Source organism: Schlesneria paludicola DSM 18645 (genome assembly GCF_000255655.1).
Classification (GTDB): domain Bacteria; phylum Planctomycetota; class Planctomycetia; order Planctomycetales; family Planctomycetaceae; genus Schlesneria; species Schlesneria paludicola.
Map to the genome: position 1 here is coordinate 160,789 of NZ_JH636438.1, position 22,963 is coordinate 183,751.

15 protein-coding genes and 1 tRNA gene are annotated in these 22,963 nt (G+C 55.4%); 7 read left to right on the forward strand and 9 right to left on the reverse strand.

Annotation, left to right across the window (positions count from 1 at the left end):
• Window positions 1-277: 277 nt before the first annotated feature.
• Together OSO_RS0140570 and OSO_RS0140580 are read right to left on the reverse strand one after the other, a co-directional pair.
• The gene (locus OSO_RS0140570) at window positions 278-598 is read right to left on the reverse strand and encodes a DUF167 domain-containing protein (protein ID WP_010588410.1); all 321 of its coding nucleotides are present in this window, start codon (window positions 596-598) and stop codon (window positions 278-280) included.
• Between the two features lie 251 nt (window positions 599-849).
• The gene (locus OSO_RS0140580; protein WP_010588411.1) at window positions 850-1,086 is read right to left on the reverse strand and encodes a small basic protein; all 237 of its coding nucleotides are present in this window, start codon (window positions 1,084-1,086) and stop codon (window positions 850-852) included.
• A 304-nt stretch (window positions 1,087-1,390) separates the two neighbouring features.
• Between OSO_RS0140580 and OSO_RS0140590 the strand changes: the two genes are divergently transcribed.
• A tRNA-Gln gene (locus OSO_RS0140590) sits at window positions 1,391-1,461 on the forward strand.
• Window positions 1,462-1,520: 59 nt separating this feature from the next.
• Here the strand turns inward: OSO_RS0140590 and OSO_RS0140595 are convergent.
• On the reverse strand, window positions 1,521-1,751 hold the full coding sequence (locus OSO_RS0140595; RefSeq protein ID WP_010588412.1) for a hypothetical protein: 231 nt from the start codon (window positions 1,749-1,751) through the stop codon (window positions 1,521-1,523).
• The gene (locus OSO_RS0140600) at window positions 1,735-1,956 is read right to left on the reverse strand and encodes a hypothetical protein (RefSeq protein WP_010588413.1); all 222 of its coding nucleotides are present in this window, start codon (window positions 1,954-1,956) and stop codon (window positions 1,735-1,737) included. The genes OSO_RS0140595 and OSO_RS0140600 overlap by 17 nt, the downstream gene beginning before the upstream one ends.
• 600 nt (window positions 1,957-2,556) lie before the next feature.
• Here OSO_RS0140600 and OSO_RS0140610 point away from each other — a divergent pair.
• Entirely contained in the window at window positions 2,557-6,564 is a 4,008-nt protein-coding gene (locus OSO_RS0140610; protein ID WP_010588414.1) for a Pls/PosA family non-ribosomal peptide synthetase, read from the forward strand.
• Window positions 6,565-6,829: 265 nt separating this feature from the next.
• Here the strand turns inward: OSO_RS0140610 and OSO_RS47085 are convergent, their stop codons facing one another.
• The gene (locus tag OSO_RS47085; RefSeq protein WP_010588415.1) at window positions 6,830-9,232 is read right to left on the reverse strand and encodes a PAS domain S-box protein; all 2,403 of its coding nucleotides are present in this window, start codon (window positions 9,230-9,232) and stop codon (window positions 6,830-6,832) included.
• Between the two features lie 720 nt (window positions 9,233-9,952).
• Between OSO_RS47085 and OSO_RS0140630 the strand changes: the two genes are divergently transcribed.
• The 4 genes from OSO_RS0140630 to OSO_RS0140650 all read left to right on the forward strand — a co-directional run bounded on the left by OSO_RS0140630 (window position 9,953) and on the right by OSO_RS0140650 (window position 19,557).
• A complete protein-coding gene (locus OSO_RS0140630) occupies window positions 9,953-11,236 on the forward strand; it encodes an ArnT family glycosyltransferase (RefSeq protein ID WP_010588417.1) in 1,284 nt (427 codons plus the stop codon).
• 34 nt (window positions 11,237-11,270) lie between these two features.
• Window positions 11,271-14,555, forward strand: a complete 3,285-nt coding sequence (locus OSO_RS0140635; RefSeq protein ID WP_157606253.1) for a hypothetical protein — start codon at window positions 11,271-11,273, stop codon at window positions 14,553-14,555.
• 260 nt (window positions 14,556-14,815) lie between these two features.
• Complete coding sequence (locus tag OSO_RS0140645; protein ID WP_162130593.1) at window positions 14,816-17,881, forward strand: DUF1592 domain-containing protein; 3,066 nt, start codon at window positions 14,816-14,818, stop codon at window positions 17,879-17,881.
• 338 nt (window positions 17,882-18,219) lie between these two features.
• Complete coding sequence (locus tag OSO_RS0140650; protein WP_010588421.1) at window positions 18,220-19,557, forward strand: DUF1552 domain-containing protein; 1,338 nt, start codon at window positions 18,220-18,222, stop codon at window positions 19,555-19,557.
• A gap of 119 nt (window positions 19,558-19,676) precedes the next feature.
• Here the strand turns inward: OSO_RS0140650 and OSO_RS0140655 are convergent, their stop codons facing one another.
• The 4 genes from OSO_RS0140655 to OSO_RS0140670 form a co-directional block, all read right to left on the reverse strand.
• Window positions 19,677-20,216, reverse strand: coding sequence for a hypothetical protein (locus OSO_RS0140655; RefSeq protein WP_010588422.1), 540 nt, complete (start codon window positions 20,214-20,216; stop codon window positions 19,677-19,679).
• Between the two features lie 72 nt (window positions 20,217-20,288).
• The gene (locus OSO_RS0140660; protein ID WP_010588423.1) at window positions 20,289-21,137 is read right to left on the reverse strand and encodes a hypothetical protein; all 849 of its coding nucleotides are present in this window, start codon (window positions 21,135-21,137) and stop codon (window positions 20,289-20,291) included.
• Window positions 21,100-21,813, reverse strand: coding sequence for a toxin-antitoxin system YwqK family antitoxin (locus tag OSO_RS0140665; RefSeq protein ID WP_157606255.1), 714 nt, complete (start codon window positions 21,811-21,813; stop codon window positions 21,100-21,102). The genes OSO_RS0140660 and OSO_RS0140665 overlap by 38 nt, the downstream gene beginning before the upstream one ends.
• A 122-nt stretch (window positions 21,814-21,935) precedes the next feature.
• Window positions 21,936-22,397, reverse strand: coding sequence for a hypothetical protein (locus OSO_RS0140670; RefSeq protein WP_157606257.1), 462 nt, complete (start codon window positions 22,395-22,397; stop codon window positions 21,936-21,938).
• Between the two features lie 178 nt (window positions 22,398-22,575).
• Here OSO_RS0140670 and OSO_RS47090 point away from each other — a divergent pair, with 178 nt between their 5' ends.
• Window positions 22,576-22,953, forward strand: coding sequence for a VOC family protein (locus OSO_RS47090; protein ID WP_010588426.1), 378 nt, complete (start codon window positions 22,576-22,578; stop codon window positions 22,951-22,953).
• Window positions 22,954-22,963 lie beyond the last annotated feature (10 nt).

Genomic DNA, 22,963 nt, shown 5'->3' on the forward strand with positions numbered 1-22,963 from the left:
GCTTGAGATTAACCTGCCAGGATGGCCAATGCGACGCAGGCCGCTTGGCATCGGAATGGACGGTGATTCTGCTTGTGGACCGTTGCGTTGTTCAGGGTGAAGTGTGAAACGAGAGATCTGGCTTGTTCGTTTCGAACTCACGCGACCGATCATAACAAATCGGATGACGTAAATCTCATGCTGACAGGCTCTAAAAGGCGGTTACGACAGTTGTGGGATATTGCCGCGGATCAACGGGAGTGGTGGCGTCGATCGCGTCTTTCGGCATGTTTTGTCGTCAGGGGTGGGCGGGGTCATCGGCGAGAATGCGATTCAATCGATCCAGAAGTTCCGCGGATGAGAAGCCCCGGACCAGGATTCGCTTCAGGTTCGCCGTGTGGCCGCTGAGAATTTCAAAGCGACTGGGGCCGATTTTCAGGGCGTCGGCCAAGACTTGAATGATCGCAGAGTTGGCTTTTCCTTTTTCTGGCGCCTGAGTGACGGCGACGCGGATCGCCCCGTCGAAGGTGCCCGTGATTCCATTCCTTCTGGCACCGGCGTGGGCCTTCACTCGCAGGATGGCACCGTCCGGCGATTCATCGCAGGTGAGTTCTGACATCGAGTGGTTCGATCACATTGGGGTCGCGGGCGATTGCGTCATGCGCGGCTGTTCGGTCGATCGCTCGATTTTCAGAGGTGTGGGGTCGCGGTGATGCGAGCAAATCATGCGCATGGGGCTTGTGACAAAAAACGAAAAAGCAGTGAATCGACATTGGTTATATCGATCCACTGCTTCAAATAGACAATCTCGCGTCCGCGATCTGTGGAAGACGAACGGGAAACCACCAGGGTAATTCGACGTGCGTCGGATTACTTCTTCTTGGCGGCCTTCTTCTTGTCGTCTTTCTTGTCGCCTTCGGCGGTTTTCTTCTTCTTTTTCTTACCGACGACCAGCCGAACGACGCGCAGCTTTGGAAGGCCAAATGGGCTCGTGCCATCCGCCCAGCGTTCATCCGCTTTCATCTGAGTAATGCGTTCATCGCGTGACAGCACGCTTCGAAGACGGGCCAACCGGCCTTTGCGCTTCAAACTCTTTTCAATGGTCACTGCAAATCACTCCCGCCAGATTGGCGAACCTTTTTGAGCGTGTCACGCTCGAATCATAGACCGTCAACGAATGCACCCTGCCTATCAGGACTCAACCAAGCCAAAACTCGGCCAGCCGGGAGCCGTCAGGTCGGGCCGAATAGGATAGTTTGACTTGCGTCCGGATTCAAGCCGCGATTCTCTGGTTCCAACGGGAGGCGTTTCAGGTGGAATTTTTCGAGCAGATTTTTGGAAGTCCATTTTCTCGAAGTGACCTCCACTTGCCACTTTCGAGGTCGATTCGATAGAGTACGCCGCGACGGCTTACCCGATAGTGTAACGGTAGCACAACAGATTTTGGTTCTGTTTGTCCAGGTTCGAATCCTGGTCGGGTAATTGCAGTAAGCCCCTACATGATAGGGGCTTACTGCTTTAATGGTGTCAAGAATTGACCATCAAATTGGGTCGCTTGTCCGGAGATCGCAAAGCGCTTCGACGTCAAAAACGCTATTCAAGTTGGTTTTTGACGGAGTCATCGTTTGTGGGGCGACATTCTTGATTTCGTCATTCTCCCAGAGAATGACCGGTGTGCCGGTTTGAATCGCACGTTGGATGACCTTCTTGGCTGCCTGTTCAAACGCTGCATTTGCAAGGTCGGTCAGCGATTGATCATTGGGATTGCTCATCGGGCACCTCAGACTGCAGTTGAATTCGCTGAAATAAGGACTCTTCACGGATCGAGAGCGAGAGTTGGTCCTCTTGAGCGATCAAGCCGGGAGGCAGGCGGGAAGCGTCGTACAGCCGCCAGTGATCGAGTATCGGGCGGTAGAGACGGAAGAGATTTTTTGATCCCGGCTGAGTATCGGCGTCTGATGTCTTCAACCGGAACATGATGCCCTCCTTGCCGTACCCGGTTTGCAACACGTTTCTCGGCCAAGTCCTGGCTGGGTTGCCACAAGTACAAGAGCACACGTTTGGGCAGTTGATGCGGTTGTCCATCATGAGGAAATGATAAGGAGTGCACCGCAAGAATGGCAAAAAGTATGTAAATCATCCGCGACAACAGCATTTGTTTTCTGTCGTCGCGATCGCCGTGACCGTCCGTCGAAGGATGCTGGCTCCGTTTGATCAGCTTCGTGTTGTATTGTTAACGCTGATTTTGTAAGGGTTTGTGAGGTTTCTGGATTTGCGTGGAGGCTCTCGTTCTCGAGATCGCCGTGAAATATCGCTTCACCTTCGCTTCTGCGCACGAGCTGCGTGAGTTAGAAATTCAAGCTGATTGACAGTCTTCCTAAGACGTCTCGTGACAGTTTTTGGCCGTTCTCGGTCTTTCCGTCGGGGCTTTTTCTGCGAAGTCCTTACACGGAAGTTGCTTTCTTACCGAGTCGTTTTCGTTCCTGGGGAGTTTGATTGCATAGGCGGCACATCAGGGCCGCCGGATTGTCGTGATCTCCCAAGGTTCTGATTTGCTCGCCGCCCAAAGGGCCGTTCATGTCCGCTGCGCTCGACGTTTCGTCTGTTCAACATGGTCTGTCGGAAAAGCACCACATTTCGAACTCACGCCCTGCCGGGACATTGTCCGAGCTATTCGAGGCCCAGGCGGATCTTCATCCGGACCGAATTGCGGTCGAATGTGGTTCGCTGCAGATGACGTATCGCGAACTGGAGCAGTCGGCCAATCAGTTCGCATCCCACCTTCGTTCGTTCGACGTCGGACCGGAAGACACGGTGGCTTTTTGGCTGCCTCGCTCGCGAGAGATCTATGTCGCACTGCTCGGCATTCTGAAATCAGGGGCCGCCTATGTGCCTCTGGATTCCGAGTACCCCGCCGATCGGGTTGCATACATCCTGCAGGATGCGGGTTGCAAACTGATCGTGACCACATCGGACTTCGCCGATCGACTGGAAGATTTTCAGGGAGCTGTCGTTCTGCTTGACCGAGACGGGTCCCTGATCGCGGATCGCCCCAGCCATCGTTTGATGAGTGGCGAATTGAAAGCGGCGAGCGAGAATTTGTGCTATGTGATCTACACCTCGGGTTCTACGGGCAAACCAAAAGGAGTGTTGATTGAACACCGCAGCGCCGTTCATTTGGTTAAGACCGAGGCCGAGCGTTTTGCGTTGAGCACAGAGGATCGCGTCTATCAGGGATTCTCCATCGCGTTTGATGCCAGCGTCGAAGAGTTATGGCTGGCGTGGTGTGCCGGGGCTACACTGGTTGCGGCGTTGCCCGATATGATTCATGCGGGCCCTGATCTGCCGCGACTTCTGACCGAAATGAACATCACGGTTCTGTCGTGTGTCCCCACGCTGCTTGCCATGATGGAAGGCGAACTGCCGACTGTTCGCATCTTGATTGTGGGGGGCGAGACCTGTTCTACCGACCTCGTCCATCGATGGTGCGTGCCGGGACGTCGGATGTTCAATACCTACGGCCCCACCGAAGCCACCGTGATTGCGACGTGGACTGAGTGCGATCGCAGCAAGACGGTCACCATCGGCGGACCGCTACCGGGCTATACCGCGTTTGTGCTGGATGACAACGGTCACGAGTTGCCACCGGGAGATGTGGGCGAACTGTATCTGGGCGGGGCGGGTCTTGCGCGCGGATACATGGGCCGCGAGGATCTCACTCGGGAGCGGTTTGTTTTCAAAACGGTTGGAATTCTGGAGAGGGAACCGCAACGGCTTTATCGTACGGGTGACCTCACCAAGTGGACGTCGGACGGCCAACTGGAATTCTGTGGACGGGCCGACGGCCAGATCAAACTGCGTGGCTTTCGCGTTGAACTCAGTGAAATCGAATCCGAGCTGCTGCGCTGCCCGGGGGTTCGCGCCGCGGCAGTCAATGTCTGGGAAGACACTGTCGGCGTTCAGGAACTGGTTGCGTATCTTGTTCCCAGAAGTGATTCTGACATTGACGACGAGCAGCTACGGCAGGCGTTGCGCCTGGTGTTGCCCGTCTACATGATTCCAACCCACTTCGAAACGATCGATTCCTTACCGACCCTGACCAGCGGCAAGGTCGATCGCAAGCGGTTGCCGGCACCGAAACGGCGGGCCGATTTGTCGAGCCAACCGATTTCAAATCAGTGGAAGCCTGCGGATGATGTGGAACTGCGACTAGCCGTGGCCTGGAACGAAGTGTTTCTCACGAACACGATCGGCCCCGACGACGACTTTTTTATGGACCTTGGCGGCCATTCGCTGCTCGCCGCACGGATGGTCTCGGCATTACGGACGTTTCCGACGTTCGCCAGCCTGTCGATGGTCGACGTGTATCATCATCCAACCATCTCTCAACTGGCCGATTGCTTGCGGCAGCGTAACCGCTTGTCGAACGGCAGTTCGACCTTGATGGCCGCCAAGAGCGACTCTGAACGTCGCGATCTCTCGCGCCGGTATCGCTGGTGTTCCGTCTTTCAATTCATCGGCTTGTACTTTGTCATTGCGTTCTTTTCCCTGCAGTGGCTTGCCCCGTATTTGACCTACACGTTTCTTTTGGACGATGGGTACACCGGGCTTGTGCCGATTGTGATGTCGCTGGGCACACTCGTGATGCTGTATCCCGTGATGCTGGTGCTCTCGATCGTCACCAAATGGCTGGTCATTGGACGGATCAAACCGGGACGTTATCCGCTGTGGGGGTCGTACTTCCTGCGCTGGTGGTTTGTGCAGGCGATTCGCAATATCGTGCCGACCAGCTACTTGACCGGGACTCCGCTTTTGGCGTGGTACTACCGCTTCATGGGGGCCCACATCGGAGCGAACGTCTATCTCGGAAACGATGGCTGCCAGGCCTTTGACCTGTTGTCGATCGGGGAAGACAGTTGCCTGGGGGCCGATTCGCACTTTACCTGTGCGACGGTGGAAGATGGGTGGCTGGTGCTTGGTTCCATCGAAGTCGGACAACGCTGTTACGTGGGGACGCGATCGGTTCTGCGTCCCGGTTCGAGGATGTCGGATGATTCGGAGCTTTCCGACCTTTCCAAGCTTCCAGCGGGGCAGCAGATCCTGACCGGCGAGACGTGGGCGGGTTCACCGGCATCCCGGGTTGATGCCGCTGTGGATGGACCGAACTCTGTTGCCATCGATCGCCCTTCCTTGATCAGACGCTTTGGATACGGTGTGTTGTATGTCGCCGGTGTGATGTTCTTTCCGCTCATCCCGATGGCGGCGTTCTTTCCGGGCATGATCGCCATGGCCCATCTGAACTACATTGACGAACACTATTCCTATCTGGTGCTCTCTCCGTTTGTCGCAACCTCGTTCGTGGTGCTCATCAGTCTCGAAATCGTAGTCGTGAAATGGTTGCTGTTGGGGCGTGTTCGGCCCGGTACCTATCCCCTGTACCGTTCGTTCTATTATCGAAAGTGGCTCGTGGATCGCCTGTTGAGCCTGAGTCTGGATGTGATCGGGCCGCTCTATTCCACCTTGTACCTGTCACCCTGGTATCGACTGCTGGGGGCGAAGATTGGTCGTCGAACGGAAATCTCGACGGCATCATTTATCTCTCCCGATTGCCTGCAGATCGGTGATGAGAGTTTCGTTGCCGATGCGGTGTCACTGGGGGCAGCCCCGGTCCGCGACGGAGTGATGACGATTGGCCCTGTTTCGATCGGCCAGCGGAGCTTTGTTGGAAATAGCGCGCTGGTTCCCTGCGGTGTCACGATCCCGAACAGCAGCTTGATCGGCTGCTTGTCCATGCCCCCGTCGACTCCCATGGCCGATGGTTCGTCATGGCTCGGTTCGCCGTCATTTTTTCTGCCACAGCGACAGGCGAGTGCCGAGTTCACCGAACAAGAAACCTTCCGGCCGACGGCGTGGTTGGTCGGTCAGCGCTTGCTGATCGAGTTTTTTCGAATCACGCTGCCCTCGACGCTCTTCATCATCGTGACCAATGTCTTGCTGTCCGCGATTCTCTTGATGCGGGATGAGCTGCCCGACTGGCAAATCATCGTGCTGTTTCCGTGGCTGTATGCCATTACGGGATGTGCCGCCGCGGTCGTGATGATTGCCTTCAAGTGGACGCTCATGGGCCGCTATCGTCCCTGCGAACGACCCTTGTGGAGTCCGTTTGTCTGGCGAACGGAAGTGGTCACTTCACTTCTCGACAATTTCGCATCGCCGTTTTTTCTCGACCTGTTGGCCGGTACTCCCTTCATCTGCTGGTTCTTCCGCCGCCTGGGAGCCAAAATCGGAAAACGTGTTTACTTGGATACCACGGAACTGACGGAATTTGATCTTGTCGAGATTGGTAGCGATGTCGCGGTGAACCTGGACTGCACGTTGCAGACGCACCTGTTTGAAGACCGCGTGATGAAGATGTCGACGATCAAGATTGGTGATGGCTGCAGTCTGGGAGCGATGTCACTGGTTTTGTATGACACCGAGATTGGTGAAGGAGTCACCGTTGGCGATTTGTCGCTGGTCATGAAGGGCGAAACGTTGCCGCCGCATACTACTTGGACCGGTGTCCCCAGCCGTCGAACGAATTGATTGCGTTGAATCGAGGCCGAATGGAGTTCAGGGTAACGGCCAACTTCTTCTCGTTACCAAGCTCTCGTATTGGCAATGCGTCGTACACATCAGAAATGTGTACGACGGTCTGAGGCCACATTCATGCTCAACTGATAATAAGATCGCAAGGGGCGTTACCAAGCGGGAGCTTGGTAACGAGAGGAGGATGAGGTTGGGAGCTTGGTAGCGAGAAGAAGGTTGAGGTTGGGAGCTTGGCAACGAGGAAATGATCGTCGAAACGCCCCTACTTTGTGATGACGACGCTTACCAGCAAGGTCTGCAATTCCGGCCAGCGGATTGGCTTGGCGATGTACTCATCCATGCCTGCGGCCAGGCATTCTTCGCGGTCGCCTTTCATGGCGTTCGCCGTCATGGCGATGATCGGAATGTGGCGATCTGCGCCCTGCTCTTTCGCACGGATTGCGATCGTCGCTTGAAATCCATCGATTTCCGGCATCTGGACATCCATCAGGATGACGTCGAATGGTTCTCGCTCCCACGCTTCGATCGCTTCCTGTCCATTGTTGGCGATCGTCACGGTGTGTCCCCATTTCTTCAGGACGCCGACGGCCAACGTCTGATTCGCATAGCCATCCTCCGCCAGCAGGATTCGTAGCGGCGGACAGGTGGAGTCAATCTTTGTCGACTGCTGAGCCGCCCGCTTGGCGGCATTGCCCAGCGTCGTTGCGATCGTCAGGTGCAGGTCCGATTGCTTGATCGGCTTCATCAGGTGTGCGGCGGCACCCAGTTCCCGGCACCGGGCGGCGTCGCCTGAACTGGCGCCTGAACTGAGCATCATGATCACGGTGCTGTGAAAGCGGCGGTCCTGGCGAATTGTGGAAGCCAGTTCGAATCCGTCCACGTCCGGCATATGGACGTCGCTAAGAACCAGGTCATACGGTTCGTTGGCCTGAATGGATCGGGACAGTTCTTGCAACGCGGCCGGGGCACTGTCGACGGCGGTGGGGCGCATCGCCCACGAATTCAGAATCTCTTGCAGGATGAGTCGATTGGTCGCGTTGTCATCCACAATCAGGACCCGCAAATCTTTCAGTGATGCCAACGGTTCGAAGGCCGGTTTGGGGACGGTGGCGAGCGCGAATCGTGCCGTGAAGTGGAACGTACTACCGCGGCCCGATTCGCTTTCCACCCAGACTTCACCGTCCATGAGACGCACCAGGCGCGCGGTGATCGCCAGACCCAGGCCGGTGCCGCCGTAGCGTCGCGTGGTGGACGAATCGACTTGCGAGAAGGCATTGAACAGCAAATGTTGTTTGTCGGCAGGAATCCCGATCCCGGTATCACGGACGGAGAAGTGAAGCCGCACATCCCCCGCGATCTGAGACTCACGCGACACTTGCAGCACAATCTCGCCACGCTCGGTAAATTTGACGGCGTTCGCAATCAGATTGGTAACCACTTGTCGCAAACGATAAGGGTCACCGGTCAGATATTCAGGAACATCAGGGGTGACATGGCAAGCAAGTTCCAGTTCATCGCCTTGAACTTGTAACGCAAGCGTTTTGATGGCGTCGCCCAGCAGATCGCGCAGCGAGAACGGTGTCTGGTCGAGTTCCAGCTTGTCGGCTTCGATTTTGGAAAAGTCCAGAATGTCATTGATCAGGCGCAGCAGTGACTCGGCGGAATCTTTGACAATCTTCAGATAGCTGTCCTGCAGGTCGTTCAGCTCCGTGTCCAGGACAAGATCCGTCATCCCGATGACGGCATTCATCGGTGTGCGAATCTCGTGACTCATATTCGCCAGGAACGCGCTTTTGGCTCGATTCGCAGATTCGGCGGCTTCCTTGGCTTTGCGAAGGGCCTCTTCCATTTCCTTGCGTTCGGTAATGTCGATCGCAATCCCAAGGACGGCGTGTTTGCCTTCGTACTCAATCGTTGTCGCGGCAAAGTCGACCCACAGCGGCCGTCCTGATTTGTGCACGAGCTTGATTTCATAGCGCATGGGGACCGATTCGCCGCGTTGGCGGGCCAGGCTCCGTTGATAAACAAGTTCGCGAAATTCGGGATGGACGTAGTCGAGAAAGCTGACGCGCAGCAGTTCTTCGCGTGTGTAGCCCAAGACCAGTTCTGTGGCGCGATTGGCATAGGCATGCCCTGTGCCCAGATAGATCGCGACCATCGCGGGAATCGTTTCGGCCATGGCACGAAATCGCTGTTCGCTGGCGCGCAGGGCTTCTTCCGCGGATCGGCGCTGGGACACATCCCGAATGATGCTCGAATAGCCTTTGAGTTCGCCGGAAGGGTTGCGCAAAGCGGATGTGATGACATCTGCCCAGAACTTTGAGCCATCTTTTCTGACCCGCCAGCCTTCATCTTCCGAACGACCAAATGTCGAGGCCGCGCCGAGTTCGTGCTGCAGCTTGCTTTGCTTGGCATCATCTTCGGCATACAGGCAGGAAAAATCGCGCCCGACGATCTCTGCAGAACTGTAGCCTGTAATCGCTTCCGCCCCGGCGTTCCAGGTTTGGATCTGTCCACGATGGTTCAGCAGAACGATCGCGTAATCGGTGACACTCTCGACCAGCAATCGATACAGTTCATCGCCGGGCGCCTGAACGGGCGTGACCTGATCCTCGTCACTGCCGAGGGATCGAAAGCGTTCGGCGTCCTGTCGAATCGAATCCATTTTGCCAAGTACCTTCATTGCGAACCCGACGTGTCGACCCGCGTTCAGCGCGTGTTCACGTCATGGTCACCGTAGGACTTCACTGTGAATCCACATTTTCATTGTGAATCGAAATTCCGGGTCTCGTACCTTGTCACAATAACGAATCAGGAAGCCACTGCATGAGCGTCTTCGGTCATGCAGGACTTGGCGAAACAGAAAAAATCACGAGACCTCTGATTCTCTGCAGTCTATCGCCAATCATTACATCTGCGGTCTGACGGGCAATGCATGCGAGACGTTTTGGTTTTGGTCGGTCGATTTCGTGTGTGCCGCGATTCTGAAAAAATTACAATGTCACACGCCCGCGATGTAAAATTGGGTTCGCGGTATTTCCGTTGGCGCCTTGATCGTCATGACTTCGACACGGCCGACTTTGTGAACCAATGTGGGATGTCGGCGGATGTCGTATTGTTGGATCCCCTATCGGAGAAATCCGGATCGATTCTCGCAGGTTCTGACGCTGTTCGTCAGAAGCGTCTATCCCAAAGCGGCTTAAGTGAATCTTGACGGCTTCGAAGGGATTTCGAAATCATGATTTCGGCGGGGATCTCGATTTCTGGATGATCGTTTCGAACCAATTCGTGAGCGCTGATGGGTGGGAATAACCCGTCTTGACCCATTTTGCCGCTTCGCCCTAGGATTCGCCTCGCTTTCGAGGCTTCCGGGGGGTTGGCCGACATGATTCAGGCGATAGTGTGCCAACGACGGTTTTGGCTTGTGATCTTGCTTGCGCTCATCTTGCGATGTGGTTGCGCGATCGCGGTACAACGATATGTCGCGCAAAATCCCGGTCGACTGTGTCTGATTTCCGGTGATGCCGAAGGCTACTGGGAACTGGCGGGGAAACTGGCCGCGGGTCAGGAGTATTCCATCTACGAACCGCCGCGTCGTCTGTTGCGGATGCCAGGTTTTCCGTTGGTCCTGGCGATTCCCCGCGCGCTGTTCGGTGACAATCCCTTTGCCGCGCGGATGTTACTGGCTGTGATTGGCACGGTGGCGTGTGGATTGACCTATTGGCTGGGTGCGGAGTTGGCGGGGGAAACGGTCGCCACACTTGCCGGACTTTACACCGCGGTGTCACCGCTCATGGTGTTGTTCAGTGTTCTGTTTCTCAGTGAAATGGCGTTTGCGGCGGCGATGCTCGCCAGTCTGGCCGTCCTTGCGCATCTGGTGCGACGACTTGCCGAATCGAGTCCGTCTGGGTCACTTTCCGGGTTTGCGCTGCAGGCCGGGGTCTTGATCGGCGTGGCGACATACATGCGCCCCACATGGTTGCTGGTGGGACCTGGCGTGGGCCTGCTGATCATGCTATTCGGCCCGCAGACGCTCGTCATGCGAACGCGTCTGGCCGCACTGATTTGCGTCGGAGTGGCAGTGACGCTTGCACCCTGGACGATTCGAAATTACCAGATCACGCATCATGTCATTCCGACGACGTTATGGGTCGGACCCAGCCTGTATGACGGACTGAATCCGAGCGCCAATGGCGACAGCGACATGACGTTCTTCGAGGACGACAAGCTGCTGCACGTGATGTCTGAGTACGAAATGGATCAGGAGTACCGGCGACGCGCCTGGAGTTTCGCGCGCGAGAACCCGCAGAAGACCTTGTGGCTCGCTCTGCAGAAACAGATTCGCTACTGGAGTCCGTCACCCAATTCCGTTCAGTTTCGGGCGGCTGCTTTCCATCTAGTGGCCTGGGCCAGTTATCTGCCGCTGCTGCTGTTCTCGCTGGTCGGTTTCTACGCCGCGCGACGCGACTTCTGGTTGCTGATTCTGACAACGGCACCAATTCTGTATTTCGCGGCGCTGCATTTGCTGTTCGTCGGTTCGCTTCGATATCGGTTACCAGCCGAGTTTCCACTCGCGGTATTGGCGGCCGTCGGCATCGTGTATTGCTGGTCAGGTTCAAGTGGTTCCGCGGCGGCCGTTACCAGTCCCCCGCTTGTAAAAAGTCCATAGGGTCCCCTGTCCCTTGTTGTGAGTGAGTTCAACCTTGGCAGCCATCCTGAGATGGATGTTCGTCCTGACCCTGCTGACCACAGTGGCCGGGGGCGGCGCGGCCTATTGGATGTATTCCCGCAGTGATGAGGGGTTGCGCGCGTATGTGCTGGGGCAGCTGCAGACCGCCGCACCGACGTTGAAGATCGAACTGGGGCGGGCACATTTCGACTATATCTTTGGCCGAGTTTACCTGTACGACCTGCGAATGTTTCGCCCCGAGGACAACGATGACAATCCGTCGCTCGAAATTCCTGAGATCATTGCGACGCTCGAGTCCACGGCTCTAACGGATTTCGAAGATGTCGTTGTGCAGAAGCTGTATCTTGTGAAGCCGACGCTACGGCTGTCGCGGGCGGCGGACGGCAATTGGAATTTGCCCGCGTTCGTGCCTCCGCCGAATCCGAGTTCGACGTTGCCCGATCTCGAGATCGAGCATGCCCTGGTTCAACTCGAGTTCCAGTTGGCCGATCAGCGACGACGTCAGTTGAAGCTTCGAAATCTCAATGTGTCAGCCCGACCTCGAGACGCACGGCGGATGGCGATTATTGTCGCCACCCAGATTGAACCGGCTGGACCACTCACGCTCGATATCGATGCCGCTCTGGATGGTTCCAAATGGACTTGTCGATCGCACGAGCCTTGGAAGGTTCCCGTCGATGAAAAGCTGCTGCAGTTGCTGTGCGACCTTTCGCCAGACATTGCCGAGAAAGTCGTATCCGCCGGGGAATGGATGGAATCGCTGAAAGCCCGTCAAGAGGCGACGACTTTGAACGCGAACGGTGAACTGCCATCGTCACCCATGAAGCTGGCTTCGCAATTTTCCGCCACGCAGATGGTTGTTCCCGATTTCGGCGTTCGTTGCCAATGCGGTTTGACCTTCCGAGTTCAAAAGGAATCCGCCGAAAAGACGCCGACCGTACAGGTTCACGTCGATGTGTCAGAGGGAGTGATCCGCAATGAACTGTTGCCATTGCCGCTGCACGATATTGGCGGTGAAATCTATTTCGATAATCGCCACATCAAAGTCGATCGGCTTCACGGAATAAATGGAGCCACACAAGTTGAAGTACAGGGAGAAATTCTTCCGAGTACCCCGATCACCCTCGGATTGAAGTTTCGCCACGTCGAACTGAATGACACGCTGAAGGCGCGGCTGCCTGAGTTGCTTCGGCCGACAGTTCAGTCGCTGGGGTTGAGCGGAATCTGCGATCTCGACGCCACGTTGACGCAAGAAGGCAGTCGATGGGTTCCGAAGATCGACCTGATGCTCTCACAAGGAACGGTGACGCATAAGAATTTTCCGGTGACCGTTCGCGATGTGGTGGGTGAACTTCATCTGGAAAAGAATACGGCGGAGTTCACTGCGAAGGGCAAGTATGCAGGGCAGGAGGTCACCGCCGAAGGAACGATCCTCAATCCTGGTCGGGCGCATTCCGCCGATGTCCGTGTCAAAAGTGCCAATCTTCCCATTGATGATGAATCCCTGGCAGCATGTCCTCCTTCCCTGCGGAAGGCGATTGAGGCGCTCCGGCTACGAGGTCGTCACGATTTGCTCCTGCGGCTGAAACGCGAACCCGGTCTGAACGTGAAGTACGAACCGCAACTGGTGGTTCGCATCCACGACGGAGCGATGCGTTTCACAGAGTTCCCCTTTGCGATCCAGCAGTTGACGGGTCTTGTGAAATGGAAGGGTGATCTAGTTGAATTCCTCGACCTGGAAGGTGTTCACGATGGAGCCAAGATCTCAGGGAATGGCACGTATCGCATTCGGCCAGGACCGGGACGATTGGATTTAAGTGTTCAGGCAACCGACGCGGCGTTCGATCGATCGCTCGAAGACGCATTGCCGCCGTCGTTAAGGAACGTCTGGAAGGAGTTCAATCCTCAAGGCTACTTCAACATGACGACGGAGATGGCGTGGTCTCCCGGTTCGCGTTGCCAGATTCGGGTGCCGAGCGTCAAGGTTCGCGATGGTGTTGTTGTCGTGAAGAGTTTCCCGTGGGCTCTGCACGATCTGAGCGGTGATTTCTCGTACAATATGGAGCCAGGCAAGCTGGTCATCAACGACGTCGTGGCGAAGCACGATGCCGTTGAACTGAGCGCGAGCGGACAAGGATCGTTTTCCGAGGGAGCCCCGTGGCGACTCGAATTCAAAGAATTTAGTGTCGACAATTTGATTCCCAATGCGACCTTCCGCGATGCATTGCCCGCGTCGCTGCAGAAGACGTTCGATTTCCTGCGTCCCACGGGTTTCTATTCGTTTTATGGTCCCGTCGAGTTTTTCGGATCGAAGTCAGGTGACCGAACGCTCAACGCAACTTGGAATCTGAAAGCTGTTCTGTCGCGTTGTGGGATCTACGCTGGCGTTCCCGTCGAGGACATCAATGGCGAAGTGCATTTAAATGGGCAGTGGGATGGTCATCGAGCAAAACTAAAGGGTGAACTCGATCTCGATTCGATCTCGGTCTTCCGCCACCAGCAAACGGGATTGGCCTATCGCATTACGCAGATTCATGGTCCGATTTCGTTTCAGGGTGACACGTTTGTCGCCGGGACGGACGCGGCGATTCCACCGCGAGAGTCTGACTCACCCGATCCCGAAAAACGCGTTCGAGGATCGGTCTTCGATGGCCAGATCTTTCTCGATTCCGTGGTGACGCTGGGGGCTGAACCGAGCTATCGCGCGTTTGTGGAACTACAGAAGGGACGCTTGGAACGATATGCCCAGCAGTATCTGCGTGGTCAATCCAAGCTGGCTGGGGTGATGAACGGTTGGATCAATTTCCGCGGCAAGGGGAATGGTGTTGAGCAGATCGTCGGCGAGGGAAAGATGATCATCGCTCCGGCGGCGCTCTACGATTCGCCGCTCTTCGCGCGACTTTTCGAATTGTTTAAATTCCAAAGCACGCAAAGCGCGATGTTTGATCAAGCCACTGCGAATTTCACCGTGGCCAATTCCCAATTCGACTTCAATTCGATCGAGATGGTCGGCGAATCGTTGAATATGCGAGGACGCGGCTATATCCGATTCGATGGTGCCATGCAGCTTGATTTTGGTCTGCGTCTGCGTCAAATGATCCCCAATCCGTTCAAAGGACCGATGGCCGTTAAGGTGACCGGAAGCGTCAACGATCCCAAGGTTCGTTTCGTCGCCCTGCCAGAATTGGACGACGCCTTCCGCCAATTCATTGAGGCATTCGATCCACGCAAGATGGCGCCCGGCCCCGGCCTGTTTCCGGTACGCACGAGCAGCAAGACGGATGAATCGAAGCGTTGAACAGGTGGTGATCTCGTGGTTGCCGCCGATGCGTTCAATTTCGTCGGTTCGTCACGACGAATTGATGACGCGTGGCTTGAGTTCGCTCTCCGTTCTCGTCGTTCCGCGGATCTCGAAATTGTCTGTTCGGGATCCCGTACTGGCCGGATGGTTACTTCTTTCCCGGCGAGATCGGTATTCTATAGACCCGCAATGATGCGATGCCTGTTGATCCTGCCCTCGTGCCTCATCCCACCTTAACGAATTCGGATGTCATCCCAATGGCTGTACGAATTGTCGGACGTACGACGCATCCTCGAATCGCTTTGCTTGTGACGCGCGCTGTTGGATTGTTGCTCGCGACGACGATCCCATGCGGGTGGGCAGCCGAGGGACCTGGCGTCGACGATTCGAAAATTGAACAGGCGTTGTTCGAGCAGAGTGTTCGACCAGTACTCCAGAAGTATTGCCACCGCTGTCACAACGCGGACGATGCACAATCGGGCGTGCGTGTCGATCAGTTGGCGGCCGTGCCGGAAGATCGGCATCTCTCACTGCTCAAGGGAATTCAGCGGCAGGTTGAAGAGAGTTCGATGCCCCCAGAGGATGAGCCGGCATTGTCCGTTGACGAGCGGAAGACGCTCGTCGATTGGATCGAACGAGCCATCGTCTCGGCTTATCAACGAAAGCAGCAAAAGAACGGCGCGGTCCGGCGGCTGACCGTTTCGCAGTATCGAAATACCCTACGCGATCTGCTGGGGATCGAAGAGGATTTGACGAAATCGCTGCCTCCCGATCCGATTTCCAAAGATGGATTCGTGAATAACGCGCAGGCGATGGTGCTGTCGCCGCTGCAACTGGAAGCGTGCTTTGAGATCGCCGAAAAGGCACTCGATCTTTGCATTGTCGATGAACGTGTCCGACCTGTAGTTCAAACCTTCCGCATGGAACTCGGCGCGTCGATCAACTCGCAGCCGTGTCCGGATAACCTGATTCTGGGGGCGAACAACGCGCTGCTGAACAATGCCGACTTTCTTGTCACGGAACAGAAGCCCCTTAAACCGTTTGACTACCAACCATTCGCGATGCGTACGGCCTATGAGTTCATCGAAGGTTATGCCGGCAACGACACCGTTCGCGGCTGGCGGAAGTTCGACAGTATTTATCATTCCGTGTTTGCCTGCGTCCGAGGGACGCCCGGCTACCCCAAAGGTGAGCCGAATCAGGTCGTGGCCGAGGGGTTGCTACTACGCCCCGCCATACCGAGTGCTGAAATTTTCGGCCAGTCGGATACCTATGGTCCGATGGCGAATTTCAAGATCTCACTTCGCGAGCTGCCCAATCATGGCCACTTTCGCGTGAAGGTCAAAGCGGCCCGCTACAACGATGGGCTGTTGCTCAACGCGGGAGAGAAAACGCAGACGGCACACGATTCCGTCGCAGTCCCCGCAGCCCAATTGGCCGGGAACGCTCTTGCGACGATCACCCTTGAACGCGCGGGCGTCTACCAACTGGATGTCGCATGCACACCGGGGGGAGCTCAAGGTCTGTTGTCGGTTGAACTGGGCAAGCAGTCTTTTACAGGACGTTTGTTTGAAGCGAAGCCGCCTGCTGCGGGAACCACGGGGGATGCCGTGAACGCCGAAGTCTCAACCGCGTTTCTGCTGGTCAGGCTGCCGGCCGGACCGATCGAGTTGAAAGTCCGTTTCGCTGATCAACCGCGGCTGCGCGGGTTGATGTTCACTCGACTGGCGGACGACAGTGAGTTGACACGTCGGTTCGAGACGTTTGAACGGCGTTCGCCATCGCTGAGTGTCTTTGTCGGGTTGCGACGTGACTGTGGCAGTACGTTGGCCCCGGTGGGGGCGCCGCAACGAGTCGAATCCAACGATCTCGGCGAGTATCTGTTTGAAGGGGCCATCAACAACTACCCCAGTCCTGACGTTGAGACTGACAATGTGAACTATCTGGCGGGGATTCGCGAGATTGGTGTTCGCAGCGAATTCACCGATGGTCGCGACATGCCGCGCCTGCTCGTACGCTCTGTCGAGTTTGAGGGGCCCTTCTACAAAAGTTGGCCGCCCGCTTCACATCGCCAAATTTTTGTCGATTCACCGCATCGTGAACATGCCGACGAATCTTATGCGACCGATGTGATTCGTACGTTTGCCACACGCGCGTTTCGTCGTCCGATCTCGCAGGAGGAACTGGATGCGTTGCGAGACGTCTGGCGCCGTTCGTTCGCGGAAAGCCACGATTTCCGGGCGAGCATGAAGGACGCGCTGTTCTCCGTTCTCACGTCGCCGCAGTTCCTATTCCTCATCGAGAATAGCAGCGGTCCGGAATCCGAAGACGTCGATCCGTACGAACTGGCCTCGAAACTTTCGTACTTCCTGTGGAATACGGCCCCTGATCAGCGATTGCTGGATCTCGCCGCGCAGAACGTTCTTCACGAATCACTCGATCACGAAGTGACGCGAATGTTGAGCGATTCCCGGTTTGGGAACTTCGTCAGCGAATTCGCCTCGCAGTGGTTCAGCTTGGACAAGTTCGATGTGGTCGCGGTCGATGCGAAGCGGTATCCACGACTGACGCGCGATGCGAAAACGCAGTTGCGAAAAGAACCGGTTCAGTTCTTGCGATATTTGATCGATCAGAATCTGTCGCTCCGGAATCTGGTGCAGGCGGATTTCATTGTCGCAAACGAGGTCGTGGCGAACTATTACGCATTGGCTGACCGAACCGAAAGCGGATTTCAATTTATTCCGATCAAGCTCGATCGCCCCAGGCTGGGAGGCGTGTTAACACAGGCTGGAATTCTGTCGGGGCTCTCGGACGGTCGCGAGTCGAATCCGATCAAACGAGGAGCCTGGTTGGCACGCAAGATCATCGCTGAACCGCCCGAAGATCCGCCGCCGAATGTGCCGCAGATCAAAGAGGATGATGGCACGACGCTGACCCTGCGTGAGAAACTTGAGCGGCACCGGAATCAGAAAGGATGCGCGAAATGTCATGCGGGAATCGATCCGTGGGGACTGCCGTTTGAGTCGTACGATGCAGGAGGTTTGCTGAAAGCGTCGGTCTATGAGGTCAGTCGTTCTACGCTTCCCGATGGGACCGAGATCAACGACCTCAACGCTTTAAAGGTCTATCTGGCCAACGATCGAATGGACCAAGTCGCGTACAGCTTCCTGAAACATGTGACCTGTTACGCCATCGGTCGAAGTCTTGGGTATATCGAGATGCAAAATTTGCGGGAAGAGGCACGCGCGATGAAGTCGAGCGAGTATCTGACTCGAGACTTGATCCGGTTCGTTGTTCATAGCGAGTTGTTCTTGAAAAAATAGCCCACGGATTGCGATACGCTGCTTGGGTAACAGTTAACAGGCCGGGGACTGGCTCAGTTTCCCGCGGTCAAGGGGAGGCTCACGCATAGTCGATGCACAGTGGATTCCAATTGAACCGGGAAAATGTGCCTGTCCCACTCTCGTCGGACTGTGAACAATTACACTATTTGGCCTTGAAAGATTTCACTGACGGATTATCCACTTGTTATCAAGCCTGTTGAAGTACGGGGGACAAGCACCTTGGCATTCACGATGTCATGGCATTGTTGAATCTGGTCGGAGCCAGTCCCCGTTACTGCAACCGGCCGTAAAAGCCCTACATTTGTCGGAACGATTTCATGATCACTCGACCGAAACTCGATCGTCGCACGTTGCTGAAGGGTTTGGCCGGCGTCACCGTGTCGTTGCCGTTGCTCGACGCAATGGGCAAGGACGTCGCGGAGAAGCCGCCGCGTCGGTTCTGTGCGATGTACACGGCGAATGGAATGTCGTTGCCGAACCCGAAGCACGAGATCGATGAATGGAGCTGGTTTCCCAAAAAAGAAGGAGCCGAGTTTGAGTTCGGCAAATCGACCGAGCCACTTCGACCGTTTCGTGAACAACTAAGTTTTCTGGGAGGACTCCATCATCCGAACGGAACAAAGGCCGATCCGCACATGTGTTCCGACATGTGGCTGACCGGTGCCCCGCTGCACAATCCGAAGCCGGGGGCGTTCAATTCGGTAGGGCTCGATCAGATCGTCGCACTTCATACGAAGCAATATTGTCGTCAGCCTTCGTTGGTGTTGTCGATTGATGCTGGCGTGGGCTTTTTGTCGCGAACCGGCACAATTTCTTACAACCTCGACGGGAAGCCGATCCCCGCCGAGAACAATCCGCGTCGTGTGTTCGATCGACTGTTTCGCGGAGATCGATCGTCTCAAGCCGTTCAGCGCGAACAGCTCAAGCGGCGAATCCGATTGGTGGACGCCGTGGCCGACAATGCCCGATCACTGAATCGGCAACTTGGCCAATCTGACCGTGAAAAGATGGATCAGTATCTGACGTCGCTCGACGAGATCGAGGGGCGGCTCGTCGCATCCGAGAAGTGGATCGATATTCCGCTCAAGCCACAGGATTACAGTCACCTGAATCTTGATGCGACAACCGAGGGCGAACCGCGCGAGTACTATCGCAATATGTTCGACCTGATCGCGCTGGCGTTTGATGCGGACATCACACGCTCAGTCACCTTCATGCTGAATCGAGAAGACGGGATGGGGATCAGCGATACGTTCCCGCTGAAGATGGGTCTTAGCCGGACGCATCACAATCTGTCACACGCCGAGGACAAAGAGGGCCAGATTGAATTTGCGAAGTATGATCTGTTCCTCAGTGAGCAGATTGCATATTTCATGAATCGACTGACCCAGTTTCGTGATGTGAACGGCAGCGTGTTGGACAACACCATTGTGCTATATGGCAGCGGTGCGAGCACCACGCACAACCCTTTGAATCTGCCGACACTGATCGCTGGCGGCGCCAACATGGGACTGAGTCATGGCAAGTACTGGGTTGCACAACACACGCCAATGTCGAATGTGTACCTCAGCATTCTGCGGTCGATGCAGATCGAAGAAGCGTCATTCTCAGACAGTTCGGGCGTGGTCCGCGATTCCGTCTTTACGAAGGTGTAATACGATTTCGTTGAACCCGAAATCACTTGGTTTAAGTCGCAACCAACGGCGACGGTGACATTTGATTCTGACCTGGCCAATAGCCACGCCAAGCTGTTTCGTCGCAGCGATGTTGGCCATCATCGCTCGGGCGGTGAACGGCTCGTCCGTGCCGACTGCAGAACTTCAATCAGATGATTGATTTTGTCTCGGACCTCGTCTGAGAGGTGATAGACTTCCGGATGCCGTTTTGTGACCGCGAGGATCTCACCAAGTGCTTCCTCAAGTCGCGTTCGGGGCGGTTCATCAGGAGTGATGTCGTTGATTGTAGGAGAGATGACGCCCATACCATCGGGCTGCCTGCTGTTCGTGCGTTCCGGAAAAAACGGCGGTTCCTTCGGTCTGAGCTGGAGCAAGACTTCTCCGCGTTGGACCATCTGTTCCAGGAGACCCAGGAATTTCAAGCGGTCCTGGTTCTCCATCGATTCCACTCGAGATTTGAATGTATGGTTTGCAAACTCACGTTGAAATTTCTCGACGATCAGTTCGCGCACCCAGTTATTTTCACGATCCGCAACGATCGACATCAGGTCGACGATCGAAGGTTTCGCGTTTCTACGAAACCGATGGGGCAGCGGATCCCAGTGCGGCGGGAATTCATACTGCCGATGAGCGGACATCAGGTTGACCGCGTCCGTGAAACGTGCCTCACGTATGAGTCGCTCGGCCTGAAATCGTAGTTGCTGTTCTCGTTAAGTGATCGGCAGCACGACGATCCAGCCAAGAATCATCAGAGTGGCCACAACCCAGACCGATCGACGAATCCGGTCGATCGATTGACGATCGGTCACCATCCAGGTCCATACTGGTGTTGAGAGGCTAAAGACAACGCAGGTACCAAGCAGCCAGACCGGGTACGAAAGCATCCCCAAAATGACAACTTCCATCGTCCGGTTCGAAATGATGCTTTCACTCTCGGTGAGCCGAATTCCCCCCATCGTGGCCATCAACGGCACTGGCACGAGTGAGGTGAGGAACAACGCGACGGTGTCGGCGAAGAGCATCACTGGAAAAAATGTTTCGAGACGAGCATTGAAGATCACAGCGATCACGCGAGTGATCAGCAAGACGCGCCAGATCGAAACCAGTCCCAATAAGTTGAGGTTCATCGAGACCGCATCTGCGGCATTCATGAAACGTTCAAACGGGATCGCATAAAGCCATGCAAGCGGCGCGGTCATCCAGTAGAGGCCTAAAAAGATGAGATAGGCACCTAGAAAATTGCCCGTGCCCGCCTGGCGGCGGAGCGACAGCAGATAAATCAAACTAAACAGAAGCATTGACGTGGCAAGTGACGCAATGAGTGGCAGAAACAGATGCGCGGGTTGGTGCAGAAGATCCTCACCATCGTATTCGCGTGCAAACCCCGCGGAGATCACCAGCAACAGACTCAGCCAGATCGTGCCCCGATTTGAAGCGAGATTCAGGATGGCGGCGCGAGAACCAAACAAATAGGCCACAACCGTCGAGAGGGAGGTCTGGTCATCGACAGAGGCAGTTGTTTCATTGAGATGAATTGAATCGTTGTTGGTTAATGTCATCGAAAGATTTTCTCTGTGAGATGTACTCATGTGGCAAATCTCGAATTGGCTGATCATCCTTCTTCCTGCAGGCGGGAAGAAGGATATCTTGGGCCGCCGCACGAACGTATTGGGCTTTGGTCACTCGATTGCCGCGGACATAATACTGCGGATAGCCGCGCCGCAATGTTCCCTTTGAGGCCCATTTCCTCCAAATTCCGTGGTAGCCATGGCTGTTCACGAAAAAGTATTCTTCGTGTACCGACACGTCATCATCGTTCCAATTGCGTCGGTAGCCTAACTCGCCTTCTTTGGGCCAGTAATGTTCTTCGGAGAGTGTTTGTTTTGTGTCGTCGCACCAAAGGTCAAGCCCCGTGCCATTGACCAACGTGTACGTGATCAGCAATTCGCCCTTCTCGTTCCATTGCTTCCCTGGTCCATGGAGCTGACCATCGCGAAACGTATCCAGATCCATCGGCTCGCCATTTGCAAAGAACCGATACGCCCTTCCATGCTTCTGGCCACGCTTCATTGAATATTCGAAGAACAGGACGCCATGTTCGTCCCATTCTCTGAATCCCACAGGTTCGCCGTCGAGATCGTAATAGGCCGATTTCTTCGTTCCGTCCTCAAATCGCTGATCGACCTGTTCGTGCGCAGCACTGGGGATTGAAGTTCGATAGTTTCGGGATTTCATCGCAATCTTCATCTCACAGGATCGAACGCGATCCAGAACTTGTGGCGAATTGAAAAACGTTGCAAGTCTTCCTGGTTGCCAACGACATGCTCTGTATTTCTTTAGAATTCATTGCGGCAGCTTTACGCTCCATTCTTTGGAGTTGTTGTTGGGAGCGTTGGCACCGGTTTGCTGAGAAGCAGATACGCGGTGAGTAGCGTCAGCGGGACGACGATCAGCCAGTAGCGGATCAACACGATCCCTGCCTGTTGCTGTTTCGTTCCGTACGAACGGATGCGAGCAAACCAGCAGTTCGAAATGCTTTTCCAATCTGTTGAATCAAAGTTCGATTGATCGGTGTCAGAAAACCAGGAGACGCTGCCGCGCCTGGGTGTCACTTTGTGTCTTGGATCAGCGGACATGTTCCTCATCCAGATCATGCCTTGGGCGCATGAGACATAGATGTCGTCCATTCCTCGATTGTGATGAATGTACAGGGTGTCGGCGACGCTACGGCTCCTGACCCAACCCACGGTCAGCAGGCAGGCGATGGCCAATGTCAAGATGCCTAACTTGCGTTTCCAGCCACGGAAATATGCGAACACAATCACGCTCCGATAAATGTCAACTTTGCATCCTCGTGACTTGGTCACAGCAGTTCGAGCATTTCGCTCGGGGCTTGAAAATGATAAATGGATGGGATCGCGACTGATGGTCGGATGTTGTGGGCAGCCGCGACAGGGTTGAGTATAGACAGATAGTCTCTTTCGGCGGAGGTCTGAAGTGAAATTTCACGAGCTCGCGTTTTTTACAGAAGACGTCGATTCGGCCTGTGATTTCTATGAACGATTGCTGAACGCCAAACCAGCGTATCGCGGGCCGGGGATTGCGATCTTCCAGATTGGCGAGACACACATTCTGATTCATGCCAAGTACGAGCCAGGTCCTGGTGAATTGCCCTGCGAGAATCATTTCGCATTCGCCGTCAGTCACCTGGATCAGGCGGTGGTTGATCTCGAGATGCGGGGCGTTGCCGTGCAGATACCTCCGAAGTCCTACGACTGGGGGCGATCCGCCTATCTGCGCGATCCAGATGGAAAGTTGATCGAGCTTCACGAGGCGAAAGCTGCGACGGCGGGCGAGGCTGGTTCTGGCCACTGAGTTGTGGCAG

Bases quoted from the DNA above. Each gene is read 5' to 3' on its own strand.
- OSO_RS0140665 (WP_157606255.1), bottom strand. From the start codon at position 21,813: ATGAAATCCCGAAACTATCGAACTTCAATCCCCAGTGCTGCGCACGAA.
- OSO_RS0140650 (WP_010588421.1), top strand. From the start codon at position 18,220: ATGATCACTCGACCGAAACTCGATCGTCGCACGTTGCTGAAGGGTTTG.
- OSO_RS0140660 (WP_010588423.1), bottom strand. From the start codon at position 21,137: ATGACATTAACCAACAACGATTCAATTCATCTCAATGAAACAACTGCC.
- OSO_RS0140600 (WP_010588413.1), bottom strand. From the start codon at position 1,956: ATGTTCCGGTTGAAGACATCAGACGCCGATACTCAGCCGGGATCAAAA.
- OSO_RS0140655 (WP_010588422.1), bottom strand. From the start codon at position 20,216: ATGTCCGCTCATCGGCAGTATGAATTCCCGCCGCACTGGGATCCGCTG.
- OSO_RS47085 (WP_010588415.1), bottom strand. From the start codon at position 9,232: ATGGATTCGATTCGACAGGACGCCGAACGCTTTCGATCCCTCGGCAGT.
- OSO_RS0140630 (WP_010588417.1), top strand. From the start codon at position 9,953: ATGATTCAGGCGATAGTGTGCCAACGACGGTTTTGGCTTGTGATCTTG.
- OSO_RS0140645 (WP_162130593.1), top strand. From the start codon at position 14,816: ATGGCTGTACGAATTGTCGGACGTACGACGCATCCTCGAATCGCTTTG.
- OSO_RS0140595 (WP_010588412.1), bottom strand. From the start codon at position 1,751: ATGAGCAATCCCAATGATCAATCGCTGACCGACCTTGCAAATGCAGCG.
- OSO_RS0140610 (WP_010588414.1), top strand. From the start codon at position 2,557: ATGTCCGCTGCGCTCGACGTTTCGTCTGTTCAACATGGTCTGTCGGAA.
- OSO_RS0140570 (WP_010588410.1), bottom strand. From the start codon at position 598: ATGTCAGAACTCACCTGCGATGAATCGCCGGACGGTGCCATCCTGCGA.